Annotated in this window: 17 protein-coding genes; 2 read left to right on the top strand and 15 right to left on the bottom strand. The window is 55.3% G+C overall.

What is annotated here, in order from left to right; all coding sequences use genetic code 11:
- Positions 1-34: 34 nt before the first annotated feature.
- From MOY_RS10095 to MOY_RS10040, 12 genes are all read right to left on the bottom strand, one after another.
- A complete protein-coding gene (locus MOY_RS10095) occupies positions 35-370 on the bottom strand; it encodes a PilZ domain-containing protein (protein WP_009099319.1) in 336 nt (111 codons plus the stop codon).
- 27 nt (positions 371-397) lie between these two features.
- Entirely contained in the window at positions 398-1381 is a 984-nt protein-coding gene (locus tag MOY_RS10090; protein WP_009099317.1) for a DNA polymerase III subunit delta', read from the bottom strand.
- Positions 1372-2025 (bottom strand): dTMP kinase, encoded by a 654-nt coding sequence (gene tmk / locus MOY_RS10085; RefSeq protein WP_009099315.1) that lies wholly within the window; start codon positions 2023-2025, stop codon positions 1372-1374. Before tmk ends, MOY_RS10090 begins: the two co-directional genes overlap by 10 nt.
- A gap of 63 nt (positions 2026-2088) precedes the next feature.
- On the bottom strand, positions 2089-3096 hold the full coding sequence (gene mltG / locus MOY_RS10080; protein ID WP_009099314.1) for an endolytic transglycosylase MltG: 1008 nt from the start codon (positions 3094-3096) through the stop codon (positions 2089-2091).
- A 32-nt stretch (positions 3097-3128) separates the two neighbouring features.
- Complete coding sequence (gene pabC, locus MOY_RS10075) at positions 3129-3929, bottom strand: aminodeoxychorismate lyase (protein WP_009099312.1); 801 nt, start codon at positions 3927-3929, stop codon at positions 3129-3131.
- A gap of 12 nt (positions 3930-3941) precedes the next feature.
- Positions 3942-5180 carry a beta-ketoacyl-ACP synthase II gene (fabF, locus tag MOY_RS10070; RefSeq protein ID WP_009099310.1) on the bottom strand — a complete coding sequence of 413 codons (1239 nt, stop codon included), beginning with the start codon at positions 5178-5180 and terminating at the stop codon, positions 3942-3944.
- A gap of 195 nt (positions 5181-5375) precedes the next feature.
- Positions 5376-5609 (bottom strand): acyl carrier protein, encoded by a 234-nt coding sequence (acpP, locus tag MOY_RS10065; protein WP_008956801.1) that lies wholly within the window; start codon positions 5607-5609, stop codon positions 5376-5378.
- Positions 5610-5733: 124 nt separating this feature from the next.
- Entirely contained in the window at positions 5734-6477 is a 744-nt protein-coding gene (gene fabG, locus MOY_RS10060; RefSeq protein WP_009099308.1) for a 3-oxoacyl-ACP reductase FabG, read from the bottom strand.
- A 55-nt stretch (positions 6478-6532) separates the two neighbouring features.
- Entirely contained in the window at positions 6533-7492 is a 960-nt protein-coding gene (gene fabD / locus MOY_RS10055) for an ACP S-malonyltransferase (RefSeq protein ID WP_035540564.1), read from the bottom strand.
- Positions 7493-7630: 138 nt separating this feature from the next.
- The gene (gene plsX / locus MOY_RS10050; RefSeq protein WP_009099302.1) at positions 7631-8665 is read right to left on the bottom strand and encodes a phosphate acyltransferase PlsX; all 1035 of its coding nucleotides are present in this window, start codon (positions 8663-8665) and stop codon (positions 7631-7633) included.
- 42 nt (positions 8666-8707) lie between these two features.
- A complete protein-coding gene (rpmF, locus tag MOY_RS10045; protein WP_009099300.1) occupies positions 8708-8878 on the bottom strand; it encodes a 50S ribosomal protein L32 in 171 nt (56 codons plus the stop codon).
- Between the two features lie 36 nt (positions 8879-8914).
- Positions 8915-9463, bottom strand: a complete 549-nt coding sequence (locus tag MOY_RS10040; RefSeq protein WP_009099297.1) for a YceD family protein — start codon at positions 9461-9463, stop codon at positions 8915-8917.
- A 172-nt stretch (positions 9464-9635) separates the two neighbouring features.
- Here MOY_RS10040 and MOY_RS10035 point away from each other — a divergent pair, with 172 nt between their 5' ends.
- On the top strand, positions 9636-10229 hold the full coding sequence (locus MOY_RS10035) for a Maf family protein (protein ID WP_009099295.1): 594 nt from the start codon (positions 9636-9638) through the stop codon (positions 10227-10229).
- Between the two features lie 38 nt (positions 10230-10267).
- Here MOY_RS10035 and sppA read toward each other — a convergent pair whose 3' ends face one another.
- The 3 genes from sppA to MOY_RS10020 are packed head-to-tail and all read right to left on the bottom strand — an operon-like array spanning position 10268 to position 13023.
- Positions 10268-11392: a signal peptide peptidase SppA gene (gene sppA / locus MOY_RS10030; protein ID WP_009099293.1), complete on the bottom strand. Its 1125-nt coding sequence runs from the start codon at positions 11390-11392 to the stop codon at positions 10268-10270.
- 29 nt (positions 11393-11421) lie between these two features.
- Positions 11422-12072 (bottom strand): HAD family hydrolase, encoded by a 651-nt coding sequence (locus MOY_RS10025; protein ID WP_009099290.1) that lies wholly within the window; start codon positions 12070-12072, stop codon positions 11422-11424.
- 9 nt (positions 12073-12081) lie between these two features.
- Positions 12082-13023 (bottom strand): RluA family pseudouridine synthase, encoded by a 942-nt coding sequence (locus MOY_RS10020; protein WP_009099287.1) that lies wholly within the window; start codon positions 13021-13023, stop codon positions 12082-12084.
- Positions 13024-13719: 696 nt separating this feature from the next.
- Here MOY_RS10020 and rne point away from each other — a divergent pair.
- Positions 13720-16974 (top strand): ribonuclease E, encoded by a 3255-nt coding sequence (rne, locus tag MOY_RS10015; RefSeq protein ID WP_009099285.1) that lies wholly within the window; start codon positions 13720-13722, stop codon positions 16972-16974.
- Positions 16975-16988: the final 14 nt, after the last annotated feature.

The raw sequence follows: 16988 nt of genomic DNA, 5'->3' as shown, positions 1-16988 counted from the left end.
CGCTTTTGAATAAATAAGTGTCGCTTACGTCAATTCACAGCGTAAACGACGGAGGAGCTTTATCTAACTGGCCTGCCAGGAGTGTTTCAATGCGATCTCGCACCGAATAATCCTGCTGGCTGAAGTGCACACCAATCCCAGGAATGCGGCGACCGCTCACCCCTTCCGGGGAGACCCAAATCACTTTCCCGGTGACCGAAAGCCGCTCGCTCTCCCCAGGCAGCGTCAGTAACAAAAATACTTCTTGGCCAAGGGCATAAGGCGTTTTAGTGGGCACAAAAATGCCTCCCCGATCAAGAAAAGGCATATAAGCGGATAGCAGCGTCGGCACATCGGGTAATGTCAAAGAGAGAGCTTTTTGAGCAGCCATCATAACCTCGCTTGGCAGCTAATGGAGTTATGAGCGCAACAGCGCCGACCAACGCACCAGCCATGCTTCAAGGACGAGCTGTGGGTTAGGGTTGGCGCCCACAGCCAGCAGGCGGCGCTGCTCGCGGGCATAATCCAATAGCCGAAACCAGTCTTGTACACGGGCGTTTTTAACCGCTTGGCGATAAAGCGGCTCTAAATCAGGGTTATGCAGCGCTGTGGTTTCGCCTGATAGGCCTAATCGAATGAGATCTTCAAGCCATGCAATACCGTACCATAGGATGGCATCTATCGCTTGGCGATCGAGCCTTGCTGCCTCGGAAACGGGTTCTGCGCCGCGCACCAACTGCTCAAAGCAGTCGTGAATTTGGTGGCGCAATGCCCTTTCATCAGGCATTGCCAACTCTATAGCCAACAGTGGCAACCCTCCAGATACTCGCCACCAAAAGAGCGCTTCGTCGCTTCCCAGCTTCTCGGTCAACCAGCCTTGGCACGCCTCAAAAGGCACACTTGCCAACGGCCACTGCTGACACCGGGAACGGATAGTAGGCAGCGTCCGCGAGGGTACGTCCGAGAGCAAAATAAACAGCGTTTTTTCACCCGGCTCTTCCAAACTTTTAAGTAAGGCGTTGGCCGCTGCAGTGTTCATCGCTTCAGCGGGGGATATGACAATCACCCGGTAACCGCCCTGCTGTGCGGTTTGTGACACAAAGCGATTAACATCACGTATCGGATCAATCCGAATCTGCCGCTTACCCTCTTCAGGAGAGATGCGCAGCAAGTCAGGATGATAGCCCGAGGCGAGCATGGCACAGCTATGGCACTGGCCGCAGGCTTGTTCTGTCGGCTTTGCGCAGAGTGTTTTCGCCACTAAGGCGTCCGCTAGCTGCTGTTTCCCGACGCCATGTGCACCACTGATAAGCAATGCATGGGGCATACGATCATCATTCGCTAAGCGAACGAACTGCTTCCAGGTGTCATAGTGCCAGGGCAGCACATCCGTTAACGCCATAGCGCTAACCGCTCTTCCAGCACTGTTGCCAGCGCTGCCTGCACGTCGTCAAGGGCCTGCTCGGCATTGATTATCGCAAACCTTTCTGGCGCTGCCGCTGCTCGGCTTAGGTAGGCCTGCTGTACCGCTTCAAAAAAACTTTCCTGCTCTTGCTCAAAGCGGTCACGCTGGGTGTGTTGGTCACGTAGCCGCCCTTCTAAGCGCGTTTTTGCAGCGGCAGGAGACATATCCAGCAAAAGTGTCAGGTCTGGCGAGAGCCCCTTTTGCACAAACTGCTCCAACTGAGCAATGCGAGAAGGGGCAATGCCACGGCCGCCGCCTTGATAGGCAAAGGTGGCATCGGTGAACCGGTCGCAAACCACCCAAGCACCGCGCTCAAGCGCAGGCACAATTTTTTGGGCCAAGTGCTGGGCTCGGGCAGCAAACATTAACAGTAGCTCAGCGTCGCTATTAAGTGGCTCTTCTTGCGTGGGATCAAGCAGCAGCCCACGAATCGCCTCGGCCCTCGGCGTGCCTCCAGGCTCCCGGGTGAGCACCACGTCCACGCCACGCGCCTTTAGCCAAGCCTCCACAAACGCCACATTGGTAGATTTGCCTACCCCCTCTCCACCCTCTAGCGTGATGAAGCGTCCGCGCTTGGTCATTGCAGCCCCTTACTAGCCAGATACACCATAAAATAGTCTGCTTATAAAATCGTATTCAAAAAATCATCGGTTACGGATATAGCGATTAACAGCGTTATTGTGCTCACGCAGCGTGCGGGAGAAATGGTGCGTACCATCGCCTCGCGATACAAAATAGAGCGTCTCGCCAGGCAGTGGATTAACCGCGGCTTCTAGCGCGGCACGCCCAGGCATTGCGATCGGCGTGGGTGGCATACCATCGATCACGTAGGTGTTATACGGCGTGGCCTCGCGTATATCCGCACGAGTAATACGTCCCTCATAACGCTCCCCCATGCCATAAATAATCGTGGGGTCGGTTTGCAGGCGCATTCCTTGCTCCATTCGCCGCTTAAATACGCCGGCAATTTCACGACGCTCTTCGGGCGCGCCGGTCTCACGCTCAATTAATGAGGCCATAATCAGGGCTTCATAAGGCGTATCAATCGTAAGGTCATCATCACGACCCTCCCATACCTCTTCTAGGATACGTTCCATGCGAGTAAGCGCCTGACGCAAAATATCAACATCGCTCATCCCCAGGTGGTAGCGGTAGGTGTCAGGGAAAAACCAGCCTTCGGGAAAGGTACCTTCACGACCTAATAGCGACATCACCTCTTCATCGCTTAATTCAGCGGTGCGCTGCTCTAGCTTAGGTGCCACGCTGAGCAAACCACGCATCTGGCGAAACGTCCAGCCTTCGGGAATGGTAAGCGGATAGGTCACAACGTTATTGCTACCTAATAACGCGACCATCTCTAACCCGCTCATGCCCGGCGTAAGCTGGTACTCCCCCACCCTTAGCCGCGGCACGCGCTCGGGCTCCATTCGTGCCATTAGCTGAAAGGCCCACGCATCACTAATAATTCCCTGTGCCTCTAGCTCCCCCACCACCTGATTAAAACCGGCGCCTGCTGGCACTTGGTAGAGAGTAGGTTCATCAAGGGTTAATGGCGCCTCTAATCGGCTTTGCCAATAGACGTAACCACCTGCTGCCGCGGCTGCGCCAAGCACTACCAAGATTCCCACTGCGGCTAATAACCGTTTCACCATGACACCTCAACGACTCTTTTTTAAAATTCTACCTAACGGGATAAGGGCAAATAGCCAAGTAAACGATGCCCCAAAGCTTGTAATCGGTCATGCTCAGCCAGCGGCCAAGAGCGCAGCTCACTGCCCGATTCATTAAGCAGCACTCTAACTGGCCATACCCCTTGAACAGAGTTGGCCACCCATAAACGCTCTACAGTAGGTAAGGCATTTAACGGCAGTATCGCCTCACGCACTACCCCCTCATCTAATAGCGCGGCACGCAGAGTACCTGCTACACCACAGCGCTCAAGTGATGGAGTAAATAGCGCCCCTGCCTGTTGCCAAAAGACGTTCATACTAGTGGCTTCCACCACATTTTCGTCCGCATCAGCCAGCAGACCTTCTGCTATCGCACTGTCGCGCCACTCCTGGCGCGCCAGTACATTTTCTAAACGGTTGAGGTGCTTAATACCCGCCAGCAGCGGTTGGAAGCCAAGGCGTAGTTGGCAGATGCGTACGCTAACCCCTTTCTGCCAACGTTCAGCATTGACTACAAAAGGCGTTCGCCGACTGAGCAGCCGTGGCGCCGCCACATCCGGCAGTGCGTAACCGCGCCCACCACTTCCCCGGGTTAGGATTAGCTTAAGCACTTCAAGCTCAGCAGCAGAACCTTCTTGCCAAGTCGCGTGGAGCTGTTCGATCGGCGGTAACGGGATATTTAAGCGCGTACAGCCAAGTGCCAAGCGCGCGTAATGATAAGGCCAAAGCACTGGCTTACCGGCGCGCATTAAGACTGTTTCAAATATCCCGTCACCATACGCTAGCCCACGGTCATCAAACGGCACCTGGGGCATAGACACCGCTCATTACACCTTTGTAAACAGCAGCGAGCCGTTGGTGCCACCAAAGCCAAACGAATTGGACAGTGCTACATCAATACGCATTTCACGGGCGGTATGCGGCACGTAATCGAGATTGCAGCCCTCTTGGGGGTTATCCAGGTTAATTGTGGGCGGAGCTACCTGGTCACGTATCGCCAAAATACTGAAAATGGCTTCCACCGCACCAGCAGCACCCAAGAGGTGACCAATCATCGACTTGGTAGAGCTGACCGCCACCTGCTGGGCTGCGCTGCCCAACACGCGCTCAACCGCACGGCTTTCTGCTAGATCACCCGCGGCTGTCGACGTGCCGTGAGCATTGATGTAGTGCACTTCAGAAGGCGCTATTTTGGCATCTTTGATAGCATTGCTCATTGAGAGCGCAGCGCCACGGCCATCTTCAGGGGGTGCCGTCATGTGGAAGGCATCATCACTCATGCCAAATCCTGATAGCTCCGCATAAATCGTCGCCCCCCGCGCCTTGGCGTGCTCGTACTCTTCTAGCACTAGGACACCGGCACCGTCTGATAGCACAAACCCATCGCGGTCAGCATCCCAAGGGCGGCTGGCCGCTTCTGGGCTATCGTTGCGCGTTGAAAGCGCCCGCGCGGCCGAAAATCCACCCAACCCCAGCGGCGTGGTCGCCATTTCTGCGCCACCACAAATCATCACGTCAGCATCACCATAGGCAATCGTACGTGCACTGTAGCCAATGTTGTGGGTGCCGGAAGTACAAGCGGTGGTAATAGCGATGTTAGGGCCTTTGAAGCCGTGCTGAATCGCCATGTTGCCAGAGATCATATTAATAATAGAGCCGGGCACGAAAAACGGCGATACACGACGGGCGCCCCCTTTGATTAGCGCATTGTGATTATGCTCAATCATCGGCAGCCCACCGATGCCCGAACCAATCGCCACGCCAATGCGCTCTGCATTCTCTTCAGTGCACTCAAGCCCTGAGTCTTGAATCGCCTGAGCACCGGCGGCCATGCCGTATTGGATAAACAGGTCCATCTTGCGGGCGTCTTTGGGGTTCAGGTAAGGGCTAATATCAAAATTCTTTACCGAACCACCAAAACGCGTATTGAAGCTGCTGGTGTCAAAATGCTCTATCGGCGCTATGCCACTTTTGCCCGCGAGAATGTTCGCCCACGACTCATCTACGTTGTTACCCACTGGGGTCACCAGGCCTAACCCAGTTACCACTACCCTTCTACGCGCCATCAGCTTACCTCCAGGCATCCATGGTGACACGACCCATCCGGGTCATTTACTGCTGAAATTTGGTGACTAGTATAACGGAGATTGAACGTTATATTCATTGTGACCGTAAAGCAAAAAAGCCGCCCTGTGCCAGGACGGCTTTTTTTGGTGCGGGCGGTTAGCACGCCGCCCTGGTTCAATGCGTCGACTCAGCCCTTACTGGTGGGCGTTTACGTAGTCGATAGCTTCTTGAACCGTAGTGATTTTTTCAGCTTCTTCGTCAGGAATTTCAGTATCAAATTCCTCTTCCAAAGCCATCACCAGCTCAACGGTGTCGAGGGAGTCGGCACCTAAGTCTTCCGTGAAAGAAGAGCTATTCTGGATGTCTTCTTCTTTAACGTTTAGGCGCTCTGCCACAACTTTCTTCACGCGCTCTTCAATAGTACTCATCAACGTGCTCCATTCGTTCACACTAGCCGTTATAGATAACTAGCCATTTGGAAACCGCAAGCCAAAAGCTGCGGGGTAGTTTATAGACGCCCTTGGGCCGACGCAACCGCCAAGCCCAAGGCCATCAACGCATATTCATTCCGCCGTTAACGTGCAGCGTTTCACCAGTAATATAACCCGCCGCATCACTTGTCAAAAAACCAACGGCAGCGGCAATTTCATTAGGCTCGCCTAGGCGCGCTAGAGGAATCTGCTTCAACAGCATTTCGTGCTGCGCCTCAGGCAGTGCTTCTGTCATATCGGTGGCAATAAAACCAGGCGCTACGGCATTAACAGTAATTGCCCGTGAAGCCACCTCTCTGGCCAATGCTCGGCTAAAGCCTTCCATACCTGCTTTTGCAGCAGCATAGTTAGCTTGGCCTAAATTGCCCATCGTTGCCACAACTGAACTGATCGACACGATACGCCCAAAGCGTGCTTTTGTCATACCACGTAGACAGGCTTTAGTAACGCGATAAACAGATTTGAGGTTGGTATCCATTACGGAGTCCCACTCGTCCTCTTTCATACGCATGAGCAAGTTATCGCGCGTAATGCCCGCATTATTAACCAAGATGGTTGGCGCACCAAATTGCTCGTTAATTGCTTTCAACACGTGGTCGATGCTTGCCTGATCGGTGACATTCAAGCACATGCCAGCGCCATCAATGCCGTGCTCTTTAAGGTCAGCATCTATTTTCTCAGCACCTGACTCACTGGTCGCGGTGCCCACCACTATGCGGCCTTGACGCCCAAGCTCATGAGCAATCGCTCGCCCAATGCCTCTACTGGCGCCAGTGACCAGCGCAACTCTACGTTCTTGCGTCATAACGTTCTGCCTTTAACCATATAAAAAAGCAAGGATAGCGGAAAATTGCCGCGTCTCACGCGTCGTCAGCCAACGCTTCACGCGCAAGCTCCAGCGCAGCATCCAAGCTATCGGGATCGTTGACGGCCAAACCTTTCGCTCCCCGCACAATACGCTTATTTAGCCCGGTGAGCACTTTACCAGGGCCACACTCAATAAATACGTTAGCACCTTGCTTTACCATGGCTTCAACGCAGGATGACCAACGCACCGGTTGATAAAGCTGCTCAATAAGGCGGGTACGCAAAGTTTCAATATCAGCGTGGGCCTGCGCATCCACATTTTGGATGACGTTGTAGCGAGGTGCGCGCAGCTCTATCTCCTGCATCGCTTGAGAAAGACGCTCCGCTGCAGGGCGCATTAAGGCACAGTGGGAAGGAACCGACACCGGCAGCGCCATAGCACGCTTAGCGCCCGCCTCCTGGCAGGCTAAAATAGCGCGCTCAACGGCACTTTTACCACCCGCAATCACCACCTGACCGGGAGAGTTAAAATTAACGGCAGAAACCACTTCTCCCTGGGCAGCGCTGGCGCAAGCCGCTTCCACAGCACTATCTTCAAGCCCCAGGATTGCCGCCATACCGCCTTCGCCAGCAGGCACTGCTTGCTGCATGGCCTCGCCACGTAAGCGCACCAGCTTCACACCTTCTGCAAAGCCCATCACACCTGCACATACCATAGCGCTGTATTCGCCCAGACTGTGACCTGCCATCACGCTTGGGCGGGGGCCCTCTAACTCTTGCCAAACACGCCAAATAGCGATGCTTGACGAAAGCAGCGCAGGCTGGGTGCACGCTGTGGCGTTAAGTGCTTCTTCTGGGCCTTCTTGTACGACTTTCCATAAATCGTAGCCCAGAGCATCTGACGCTTCCTCAAATGTCGTTCCCACCACACTATAGCGCTCGGCCAGCTCTCGCAGCATTCCTAGCTGCTGAGAGCCTTGCCCGGGAAAAATGAGGGCAAGGGGTTGAGACATGTCGTTCACCTTTGCTCTTGTAGGCGTTTGCTCATTATTCGAGCGATAGGCGTAGTTAAGGGCGCCGTCTTCAACGGTTTTTGGCATATCCTGCTGCCGCCGATAACTCGCAAAATAGTTTACCAACGTTTTATTATCTCATGCCTGCGACGGTGAGTGACGCGACCAGCGCCCCTCGATTCGCGCCGGCAGTTCATGCTCGACTTCTTGTAGCGCTCGCTGGATAGCATAGTAGAAGCCATCTGCACCAGCACTCCCGTGGCTTTTAACCACAATCCTCTGCAAACCCAGCAAACTGGCCCCATTATAACGCACAGGGTCCAGCTCTTGCTTCAAACGCTTTAGTACAGGCCTGGCCAGTAGGCTTGCCAAACGCCCACTTAGGCGTGATTCAAACGCCATTTGCACACGCTCTACCAGCATACGGGTCAAACCTTCACTCGCTTTCAGAGCCACATTACCTACGAAACCGTCGCACACTACCACATCAAGCTCGCCCTGAAATATATCACCGCCCTCGGCATACCCGTGGTAGTCAAATGCTAGATCGGTTGCGCATTCACGCAGCAAACGATCGCCTTCTCGCACGTTAGCACTACCTTTGGTTGCTTCAGCACCAACATTAAGCAGCGCGACTTTGGGCCGATCAATTCCATCCATACAGTGGGCCATCGCCGCCCCCATCATGGCAAAGTCGAACAGCCTATGGGCGGGCGAGTCTACATTCGCTCCCAAATCCAGCAAATAGCAGCGGCGCCCTCTGCGAGCAGGAATAGCGGTACTAATTGCCGGTCTGGAAATACCGGAAAGCATACCCAGCTCTCGTCTTGCAAGCGCCACTAAAGCGCCGGTATTCCCCGCACTGACACCCGCTAATGCATCGCCTTGCGAAAGGCTCTGCAGCATTCGCGCCATACTTGTGGAATGACCACGACGAAGCGCCCATGACGCAGTAGCCTCCGGGGAGACACTATCTGGCGCATCCGCTACCACCAAACGTGACGTTGCCGCAGCCAGGGGCTGCGGCAAGCGCGAAAGCTCAGCATCAATCTGCTGATGCGGACCAAACAGGGTTAGCTCTAGATCAAGGCGCTCAATGACCGCCCTTGCGGAGCCTTCGACAATGGCACGGGGGCCTTGGTCACCCCCCATTACATCAATCGCTAGGCGCACGCAGCACCCACCCTGTTTTGCCGCTCATAAAAGCGTTAAGGCTTAAACCTCAACGACCTTACGACCACGGTAGAAACCGTCTGGAGAAACGTGGTGACGCAGGTGAGTTGTGCCCGTTTCTTTGTCCTGGGACAGGGTCGGTGCGCTCAGCGCATCGTGGCTACGACGCATGCCGCGCTTGGAACGAGTTTTACGGTTCTGTTGAACTGCCATGGGTGTTTACTCCAAGGTATGTAGGGTAAGTAGTGCTTACTTTTTGCCTTTCAAGGCGCCGCTGTTTTTCAAAGCGTTGAGCACCGCGAAAGGGTTCTTGGCTGAAGCGGATTCCTCCGCTGCGCCTTCGGTCTTGCTGACCAGCTGATCCGCCGAGACGTGGCATTCAGCCTCATCGTGATAGACCACCTGTGGCAGGCTGAGGATAAGCTCATCCTCGACTACCGTCAGCAAGTCCAGCTGTTCATTTTCCACCAGTACAGGTTCATGACTGGCAGGCAGCTCGGCAGCCAAGGCTTCGTCAGTGATCATTCCAAGCAGGAAGTCACTGGACACGTCTTGGCTAAGCGGCTCTAGGCAGCGGCGACAGGGCAGTGCCAGCGTCGCTTGCAATTGGCCACGAATTTCACGACGACCTTGGGCATCAACGCCAAACTCAAGCACGACATGACAGTCGCCGGTTTGGTCTCCTGCTTCTTCAGCAAGACGTGGCAGCTTATCAAGCGCCACTAGGCCTTCTAGTCTTTCGCGGCGGGCTGCGAGCTTATAAGGCTCAACCCGACTGGGGAGTTGTGAGGTCAACATAGGCGCGCAATGATAGGCACTCGCCCCGCTGGTGTCAAAGCCGCCAAGACATTTCTTACTAGTTTCTCTCCCAAATCAGGCCAAATAGGCATGCTGTTTGGGTTTCGTTACACTCACACTACCATGCAGGAAAGCCAACACACTGCCTTACAAGGAGTCTAAAGTGCCACAAATGGATAACGCCCCTTTGGTCCTGGCATCTAGCTCACGCTTCCGCCAAGCGCTGCTAGATCGGCTACAACTGCCCTACCAGTGCTATTCGCCAGACATTGATGAAACCCCTTACCCGGGCGAGTCACCCCAGGCGCTCGTGCACCGCCTTGCCTTAAGCAAAGCCAACGCTGTGGCTGATCGATTCCCTAATCACTGCATTATTGGCTCTGACCAAATAGCCCTGTTTGAAGGGGACATCCTTGGCAAACCGCATACAAGTGAGCGCGCCTGCGCTAATTTGGCGCGTTTTTCGGGCCAGCGAGTGACTTTTTTAACCGGCTTGGCGTTGCTGGATACTCGCCACCAGCGTCATCAAGTTCACATTGAGCCTTTTGACGTTGTATTCCGCTCACTCAGCCAACAAGAAATTGAGCGCTACGTTTCTCTAGAGCAGCCACTGGATAGCGCTGGCAGCTTCCGCATGGAGGGGCTGGGCATTGCACTCTTTGAAAAGCTAGAGGGCCGCGACCCCAACGCGCTAATCGGACTGCCGCTCATTGCACTATGCAGCATGCTTCGCCAGGCGGGCATGAACCCGCTTGGCGACGATTAATGGGGAAACCCAAAACAGCGCATTACTACACCTAAAGGCTAGGGCGACTCAAAGCGCAGTGGAGAGCTAGATGATGATACGCCAAGCACTTCTGCTGCCGCTTGCGTGAAGCGACGCGTCAACCGCTCAAAGGGATCTAGACGCGGCGTGTAGTCTTCCCAGTGAGTCCCACCCACTTCGGCACGCGCCAGCTGTTCCAGACTAGCCAGCTCATCCACCAACCCCAGCGCCAGCGCCTGCTCACCACTCCAAACCAGCCCTGAAAACACCTCAGGGCTATCTGTTAACCGCTCACCGCGACCAGCACGCACATCATTAACAAACTGCTCATGGGTTTGGTTAAGCACACTCTGCCAGAACACTTCTACGTCCTCACCCAGGGGCTGAAAGGGGTCCAAAAACGCTTTATTGTCACCCGCTGTGACTACCCGCCGCTCAATGCCCAGCTTATCTATTGCCTCCTGGAAACCAAAACCCGCATATATAACACCGATGGAGCCCACCAAACTTGCGGGTGAAGCCATAATGTCGTTAGCGGCAGAGGCAATGTAATAGGCGCCGCTGGCACCCACATCTTCAATCAGCGCATAGATGGGCTTATCGCCCTGCTCACGTAGCCGCATTATTTCTGCGTAAATACGCTGAGACTGGACAGGACTGCCGCCTGGGCTATCGATATGCAGCACTACCGCTGCGGCATTATCAGCCGACCAGGCACGGTTTAGCCCACGAATAATACGCTCTGCGTTAGCTGGCGCATCACTGGCAATGACTCCACGCACTTCTACCAGCGCCAGATGAGCCTGCGCTGGCGTGGAGGCCGTGGGTTCCCCCCACCACACGCGATAAACCGTAGTCGTTAACGAGACAAGCACAATGGTCAAAAACAATAAACGGAAAAACAGCTTCCAACGACGCGTTCGGCGCTGCTCGGTTAAAACGCCACCAACCCACCGATCCATCATTTCCAACTGCGCCAACCGCTGGCGCTCGCGCAGGGTTTCGGCGTCATCACTGGCATCGCCTGCTAACGCCGCCTTCCCTTTGGCAGACCTTGAGACGTCAGGGCCTTGGGTCCATCGATCTTCTACCGCCTCGTTAGGCTGCTCTTCTACCGCCTGCGGCTGCTCACCATCGCTGCCGCGCTTTTGATCATCGCTCATAAACTGCCCTTAACTGTGCCGGAGTGAGGTTAGCCGTATAGCCAATCAAAAAGCTCACTAATATTATGCGCCACCCAGCGAGGCTGACTTAGCGCTAAGCGAGACGGCGTATGAACACCATAGGTCACCGCTACGCGGTCCATACCAATGGCTCTGGCCATTTCCATGTCGTATTCGGTGTCCCCAACCATCACCGCACGCTCAACAGGAATAGCGAGTTCCTCCAACAACTCGCTAAGCATTTGCGGATGAGGTTTCGAGCGCGTTTCATCTGCCGTTCGGCTAGCGTCAAACCATCCACCACTGCCCGTTTCGGCAAACACACGATCAAGACCGCGACGACTTTTTCCTGTCGCCACCGCTAGCCGCTGCTGCTCGCGCTGCCGCAAACGCGCTATCTGAGCGTCCACGCCTTCAAAAAACGGCATTGGGGTGGTATCGGAGTGAACAAAATGGTGGGCATAGCGCTGCCGCAGCAGCTCTGCCTGCACTGGCCCGATTCCCGGGCAAAGCTTATTGATCGCCTCGGGTAGCCCCAGGCCAATAATATCCTCAATAGCGCTAACGCTCAGTGCATCCCACTCCGCATCCACAGCTGCCGCCTGCATGCAGGCAACAATTTTAGGCACCGAATTCATCAGGGTGCCATCCCAGTCAAAAATAATCAGTTCGTAACGCATACGGGTTCCTTATCGCCGAGCCCGCTGCAGCGCTGCTTCCAACGCTTCTGGCAGGGGCGCCTTCACCGTCACAGGCCGACCATTGCCCGGCTCAGGAAACGTTAAAGCACGTGCGTGTAAAAACAGCCGATCCACTTTCAATTGCTGAGTCATATGCACACTTTCACGGGTCGAATATTTGTCGTCGCCCAGCAGCGCATGCCCCGCATGGGCGGCATGCACGCGAATCTGGTGCGTACGCCCCGTCACGGGTTCAGCTTCAACAAGGGTGGCTTTCTCGAATGTCTCGACGACTGAGAACAGGGTGCGCGACACTTTGCCGTTGGGATCAACTCGCACCCGACGCTCGCCGTTTCCGGCATCAAAACGGTCTAATCGAGCGCCTACATACGTTTTCCGCGCTGGCCACCGGCCATTGACCAACGCCAGGTAGCGCTTGTCCATTGCATGCTTCTTCAAAGACTCATTCAGGGTTACCAGCGCATCGCGGGATTTCGCCAGCAGCAGACAGCCGGACGTATCACGGTCTAATCGGTGCACAAGCTCTAAGAAGGTAAGATCGTCTCGGACTTGCCTAAGCGCTTCGATTAAGCCAATTTTTACGCCGCTGCCACCGTGAACCGCCAACCCAGAAGGCTTATTAAGCACCATCCAATCGGGGCCTTCCATAATCACGCTACCAATCAGCAGGTCGCGCAAATTATCACTCACCTCTTTTACCGCCTCTCGCGGGGCTAGGCGCAGCGGCGGTACGCGCACCAAATCTCCTGCCTGCAGCCGGTAATCGACTTTAACGCGTTTTTTATTAACCCTTACCTCACCTTTACGTACGATGCGATAGATCAACGCACGTGGCGCTCCTTTTAGCCGGGTCATCAAAAAATTATCAATTCGCTGACCCGCCTGCTCCGGGGCGATATCCACCCACTGTACTTCGCGCCCTTCGGCCATTGCCGCGCACTCCTGGTATGATTTTCTAACGTCAGGCTAAAAACGGCATTCTAACGTAGACCAATGGGCATTGCGTCAATTGCTGGTAGTTGTCTTTACTGTTATATTCCAAAACGCTCATCGGTTTAGCGTGGATAACGTGTAGATAACCGTTTTATTACACGTTAGCTTCCACGGTTAAGCCAAGCACCTGCCCGACTAACACGCAGGTCAGAGCATGGGGTGATAGGTTAGTGTACGCATTACCCACCCCCCAACGTATTAAAAGCACGTACTGAAATAACGTATTGAGAAAACAGTCACTCTGCCGCTCGTAATTTCTGCGTCAGATACGCTAAAGCCTCGCCCGTAATGGCAGGCTTGTTTAAAAACGTCACGCTCCTAGTAGCTTCCCTGCACGTCATAAAAGGGGGCTTCTCGGAGCGCAATGATCAACGCTGTGCTGATGGCCGGCGTTGGCGAATCGATGAATGCCAGGTGTTGGCGGTGTCAGCAGGGCCGGATGGACGTGACAGCCACCGAAACATGTCTTGCCTCCGCCACGTACTCAACGCCCTTTCAGCCGGGTCGGCAATGATGCCTTCCCGGCTTAATGCGTCAGCATAGCAATGCGCCGAGCACAAGCACGCAGCACCCAGCGATTCGTCTACGCCACGCTTAGACGGCTCGTCGGCACGCAACGCTATGCGAGACACTATGAAACGGATGCTGATTAACGCAACCCAGCCAGAAGAGCTGCGGGTTGCGCTGGTAGATGGACAACGCCTTTACGACCTGGATATCGAATCAGGCGCTCGGGAACAGAAAAAAGCCAACATATATCGTGGCAAAATCACCCGTGTCGAACCCTCCCTTGAAGCCGCGTTTGTAGATTTTGGCGCCGAGCGCCACGGCTTTTTGCCGTTAAAAGAGATCTCCCGCGAGTACTTTATTAAAGATGTCTCTGGCCGCCCCAGCATTAAAGAAGTGCTTAAAGAGGGCCAGGAAGTCATCGTTCAGGTGGACAAAGAGGAGCGCGGCAACAAAGGCGCCGCTCTGACAACGTTCATCAGCTTAGCGGGTCGTTTTTTAGTACTGATGCCTAATAACCCACGTGCGGGGGGGATTTCTCGCCGCATTGAGGGTGATGACCGCAGCCAGCTAAAAGACGCCATGGGCCAGCTCACTGTGCCCGACAAGATGGGTCTGATCGTGCGCACCGCTGGCATTGGCCGCAGCTCAGAAGAGCTGCAGTGGGACCTGGACTACCTAGTGCAGGTTTGGGAGTCCATCACCACTGAAGCGGGCAAACGCTCAGCGCCTTTCCTGATTTACCGTGAATCCAATGTCATTATTCGCGCCATGCGCGACTATCTTCGCCAAGATATTGGTGAAGTACTCATCGATAGCCCTGAAATTCACGAGGAAGCCCTGGGCTTTATCCGTCAGGTAATGCCCTCTTATCAGCAGAAAATCAAACTATACGTAGATGAAGTTCCGCTGTTTTCACGCTTCCAGATTGAGTCGCAGATAGAAACCGCCTACCAGCGGGAAGTTAAACTGCCCTCTGGTGGTTCTATCGTTATCGACCACACTGAAGCGCTGGTCTCCATCGATATCAACTCCGCTCGCGCCACCCGCGGTAGCGATATCGAAGAAACCGCCTTACAAACCAACTCCGAAGCCGCTGACGAGATCGCCCGCCAGCTGCGTTTGCGGGATATTGGCGGCCTTGTCGTTATCGACTTTATCGACATGGGCCCTGCGCGCAACCAGCGGGAAGTGGAAAACCGCATGCGCGACGCGCTGAAACTGGACCGAGCACGGGTGCAGATTGGCCGCATTTCGCGCTTTGGCCTAATGGAAATGTCGCGCCAGCGGTTGCGCCCCTCCTTAGGCGAAACCAGCGGCGTGGTTTGCCCGCGCTGTAACGGTCAAGGCACGATACGCGACGTTCGCTCTCTGTCACTCTCTATCATGCGCCTGATTGAAGAAGAAGCCATGAAAGAGCGCAGCGCACAGATCCGCGCCATTTTGCCGGTACCAGTGGCCACCTACCTGCTCAACGAAAAACGCAGCGTGCTGGCTGATATCGAGTCCCGCCAGGGTGTGCGCGTAGTGCTACTACCGAATCCTGACATGGACACGCCCCATTACGATGTTCAGCGGTTCCGCGATGACCATCTCGATGAAGACGACAGCCAGGCGCTTTCCAGCTTTGAAATTTCCACCGACACTGACGTTGGCAAAGAGCCCGACCCAAGCTTCACGCCACCCACCCAGCGTGCTGAAGCAGCCGTAAAGAGTGTCACGCATAACGCCCCTGCACCTGTTTCGCTACAGACAGAAGAAGCGCCTGCAAAAGTAACGGCAGCAGCGACACCCACGCCAGCCCCCGCCGCCGATGAGCAGCCCAGCGTGATTGGCCGTTTCATTCGTGGTTTCGCCAAGCTGTTGGGTGGTGAAGACAGTAGCACTCAACAACCGGCTGCTGAGGCACCCGCCCCGCGGAAGTCGGCTGAGCGGAGCGCGCCCAAAAGCACCCGCAGCACCGATAATAAGCCCAGGCAAACCCGCGAAAGCAGCGAGAGCGCCGGGAAGAGCGAGCAGCGCAGCAACACTCAGTCCCGTAGCACCCCTGCTGGCGATGATGCTAACGACAAGCGTAGCGGCCCTAACCGTACGCGTAATCGTCGCCGTCATCCGCAGAACGAAGACAGCAAGCCTCAAGACAGTAGCAATAAGAGCAGTCGCCAAAGCGCAAAAGAGCCTTCAGGCAATAGCACTGACGCCCCGCATGAGGCAGCGTCCGCTCAGCCTGAGAGTCGTCGTGACACTCAGCGCGACCAAGCAAGAGAGCAAAAATCCCGCGACAGCAAGCCACGGGATAGCAAGCCGCGTGATGAAAAAGCCAAGAGCGATGAACCACGCAACGCTGCCGACGGCGAGGAAAAGCAAGAGAGCAAGCAGCCACCTGCCCCGCAGGATGATGGCACGCCAAAGCGCACACGCAACAACCCGCGCAACCGCTCACGCAAGCAGGCCATCAACCCGCAGTCTGAAGCCGAGCAGCAAAAGCTCCAGGCTGAGGCCGCACTTAAAGCAGTGGCCACAGTAGAGGGCACAACCCAAGCCGTGCCAAGCACGGAGAGCCAGCCAACGGCCTCTGCAACACAAGAGACGTCTCCAGCAGCGCCCGTTGACTCAACAAGCAGCCAAGCCGCTCAAGCGTCTGATGTCGAAAACGGCGAAGAGACAACAGCAGAGCAGCCTGCGAAGCCAGCCGAAAAGGCCCGCAAAGCAACGCATCAGCGTCGTAAGCCGCAGGCAGAGCAGCCTGCACAAGAGACTGCAGCAGGTGATGAGAGCCAACCTATCGCCAATGAATCTGCCAGCGATACGGCCAAAGCTGAGCTTGAGGAGACACCCAAGCCTGCGGCTTCTCAAGAAGCAGAAGAGTCTCAGCCAGCCGAGGCACCTGAGCAGCCTAAAACAGCGCCAGTGGCCGACAGCGAACCGAAGCCTGCCGAAGCGGCACAGGAACCTGAGCCTACCGACACCCAGCAGAATGAAGCAGCGGCTGAGGATGTTAAAGCCTCTGAAACAGGATCAGAAGAGCGCGCGACCGAAACGGCAGCTATCGCCGAGCCGGTAGCTGATGAGGCGAAGGCCAACGAGGCGAATGCTGATAAAGTTGCAGCAACTCAAGCCAGCGCTCCAACGACTACGCCGGTAGAAAATGCAGCCGCCGCTGAAGCGTCAGTGCCAGAAAAATCAGCGCCTGTGGCTTCACCGCAAAGCGACACCCCGCAGCCTGAAGAGGCGCCCGTGGCAGAGCAGAAAGAAACTGAGGATGCGTCAACGGCCGCTAAGGAAGAAACACCGAAGCCAAGCCGTCGGCGCCGTAGTCGCGCGCACAACGACCCGCGTGAGCTACGTAAGCAGCAAGCGCAAAACGCTGCTCAAGAGTAAGCCTTAGCGCCATA

Origin of the sequence: Halomonas sp. GFAJ-1 (assembly GCF_000236625.2) — a bacterium.
Taxonomy (GTDB): domain Bacteria; phylum Pseudomonadota; class Gammaproteobacteria; order Pseudomonadales; family Halomonadaceae; genus Vreelandella.
This window is presented reverse-complemented; position numbering and strand designations above follow the sequence as displayed.

Bases quoted from the DNA above. Each gene is read 5' to 3' on its own strand.
- MOY_RS10095 (WP_009099319.1), bottom strand. From the start codon at position 370: ATGGCTGCTCAAAAAGCTCTCTCTTTGACATTACCCGATGTGCCGACG.
- MOY_RS10090 (WP_009099317.1), bottom strand. From the start codon at position 1,381: ATGGCGTTAACGGATGTGCTGCCCTGGCACTATGACACCTGGAAGCAG.
- tmk (WP_009099315.1), bottom strand. From the start codon at position 2,025: ATGACCAAGCGCGGACGCTTCATCACGCTAGAGGGTGGAGAGGGGGTA.
- mltG (WP_009099314.1), bottom strand. From the start codon at position 3,096: ATGGTGAAACGGTTATTAGCCGCAGTGGGAATCTTGGTAGTGCTTGGC.
- pabC (WP_009099312.1), bottom strand. From the start codon at position 3,929: ATGCCCCAGGTGCCGTTTGATGACCGTGGGCTAGCGTATGGTGACGGG.
- fabF (WP_009099310.1), bottom strand. From the start codon at position 5,180: ATGGCGCGTAGAAGGGTAGTGGTAACTGGGTTAGGCCTGGTGACCCCA.
- acpP (WP_008956801.1), bottom strand. From the start codon at position 5,609: ATGAGTACTATTGAAGAGCGCGTGAAGAAAGTTGTGGCAGAGCGCCTA.
- fabG (WP_009099308.1), bottom strand. From the start codon at position 6,477: ATGACGCAAGAACGTAGAGTTGCGCTGGTCACTGGCGCCAGTAGAGGC.
- fabD (WP_035540564.1), bottom strand. From the start codon at position 7,492: ATGTCTCAACCCCTTGCCCTCATTTTTCCCGGGCAAGGCTCTCAGCAG.
- rpmF (WP_009099300.1), bottom strand. From the start codon at position 8,878: ATGGCAGTTCAACAGAACCGTAAAACTCGTTCCAAGCGCGGCATGCGT.
- MOY_RS10040 (WP_009099297.1), bottom strand. From the start codon at position 9,463: ATGTTGACCTCACAACTCCCCAGTCGGGTTGAGCCTTATAAGCTCGCA.
- MOY_RS10035 (WP_009099295.1), top strand. From the start codon at position 9,636: ATGGATAACGCCCCTTTGGTCCTGGCATCTAGCTCACGCTTCCGCCAA.
- sppA (WP_009099293.1), bottom strand. From the start codon at position 11,392: ATGAGCGATGATCAAAAGCGCGGCAGCGATGGTGAGCAGCCGCAGGCG.
- MOY_RS10025 (WP_009099290.1), bottom strand. From the start codon at position 12,072: ATGCGTTACGAACTGATTATTTTTGACTGGGATGGCACCCTGATGAAT.
- MOY_RS10020 (WP_009099287.1), bottom strand. From the start codon at position 13,023: ATGGCCGAAGGGCGCGAAGTACAGTGGGTGGATATCGCCCCGGAGCAG.
- rne (WP_009099285.1), top strand. From the start codon at position 13,720: ATGAAACGGATGCTGATTAACGCAACCCAGCCAGAAGAGCTGCGGGTT.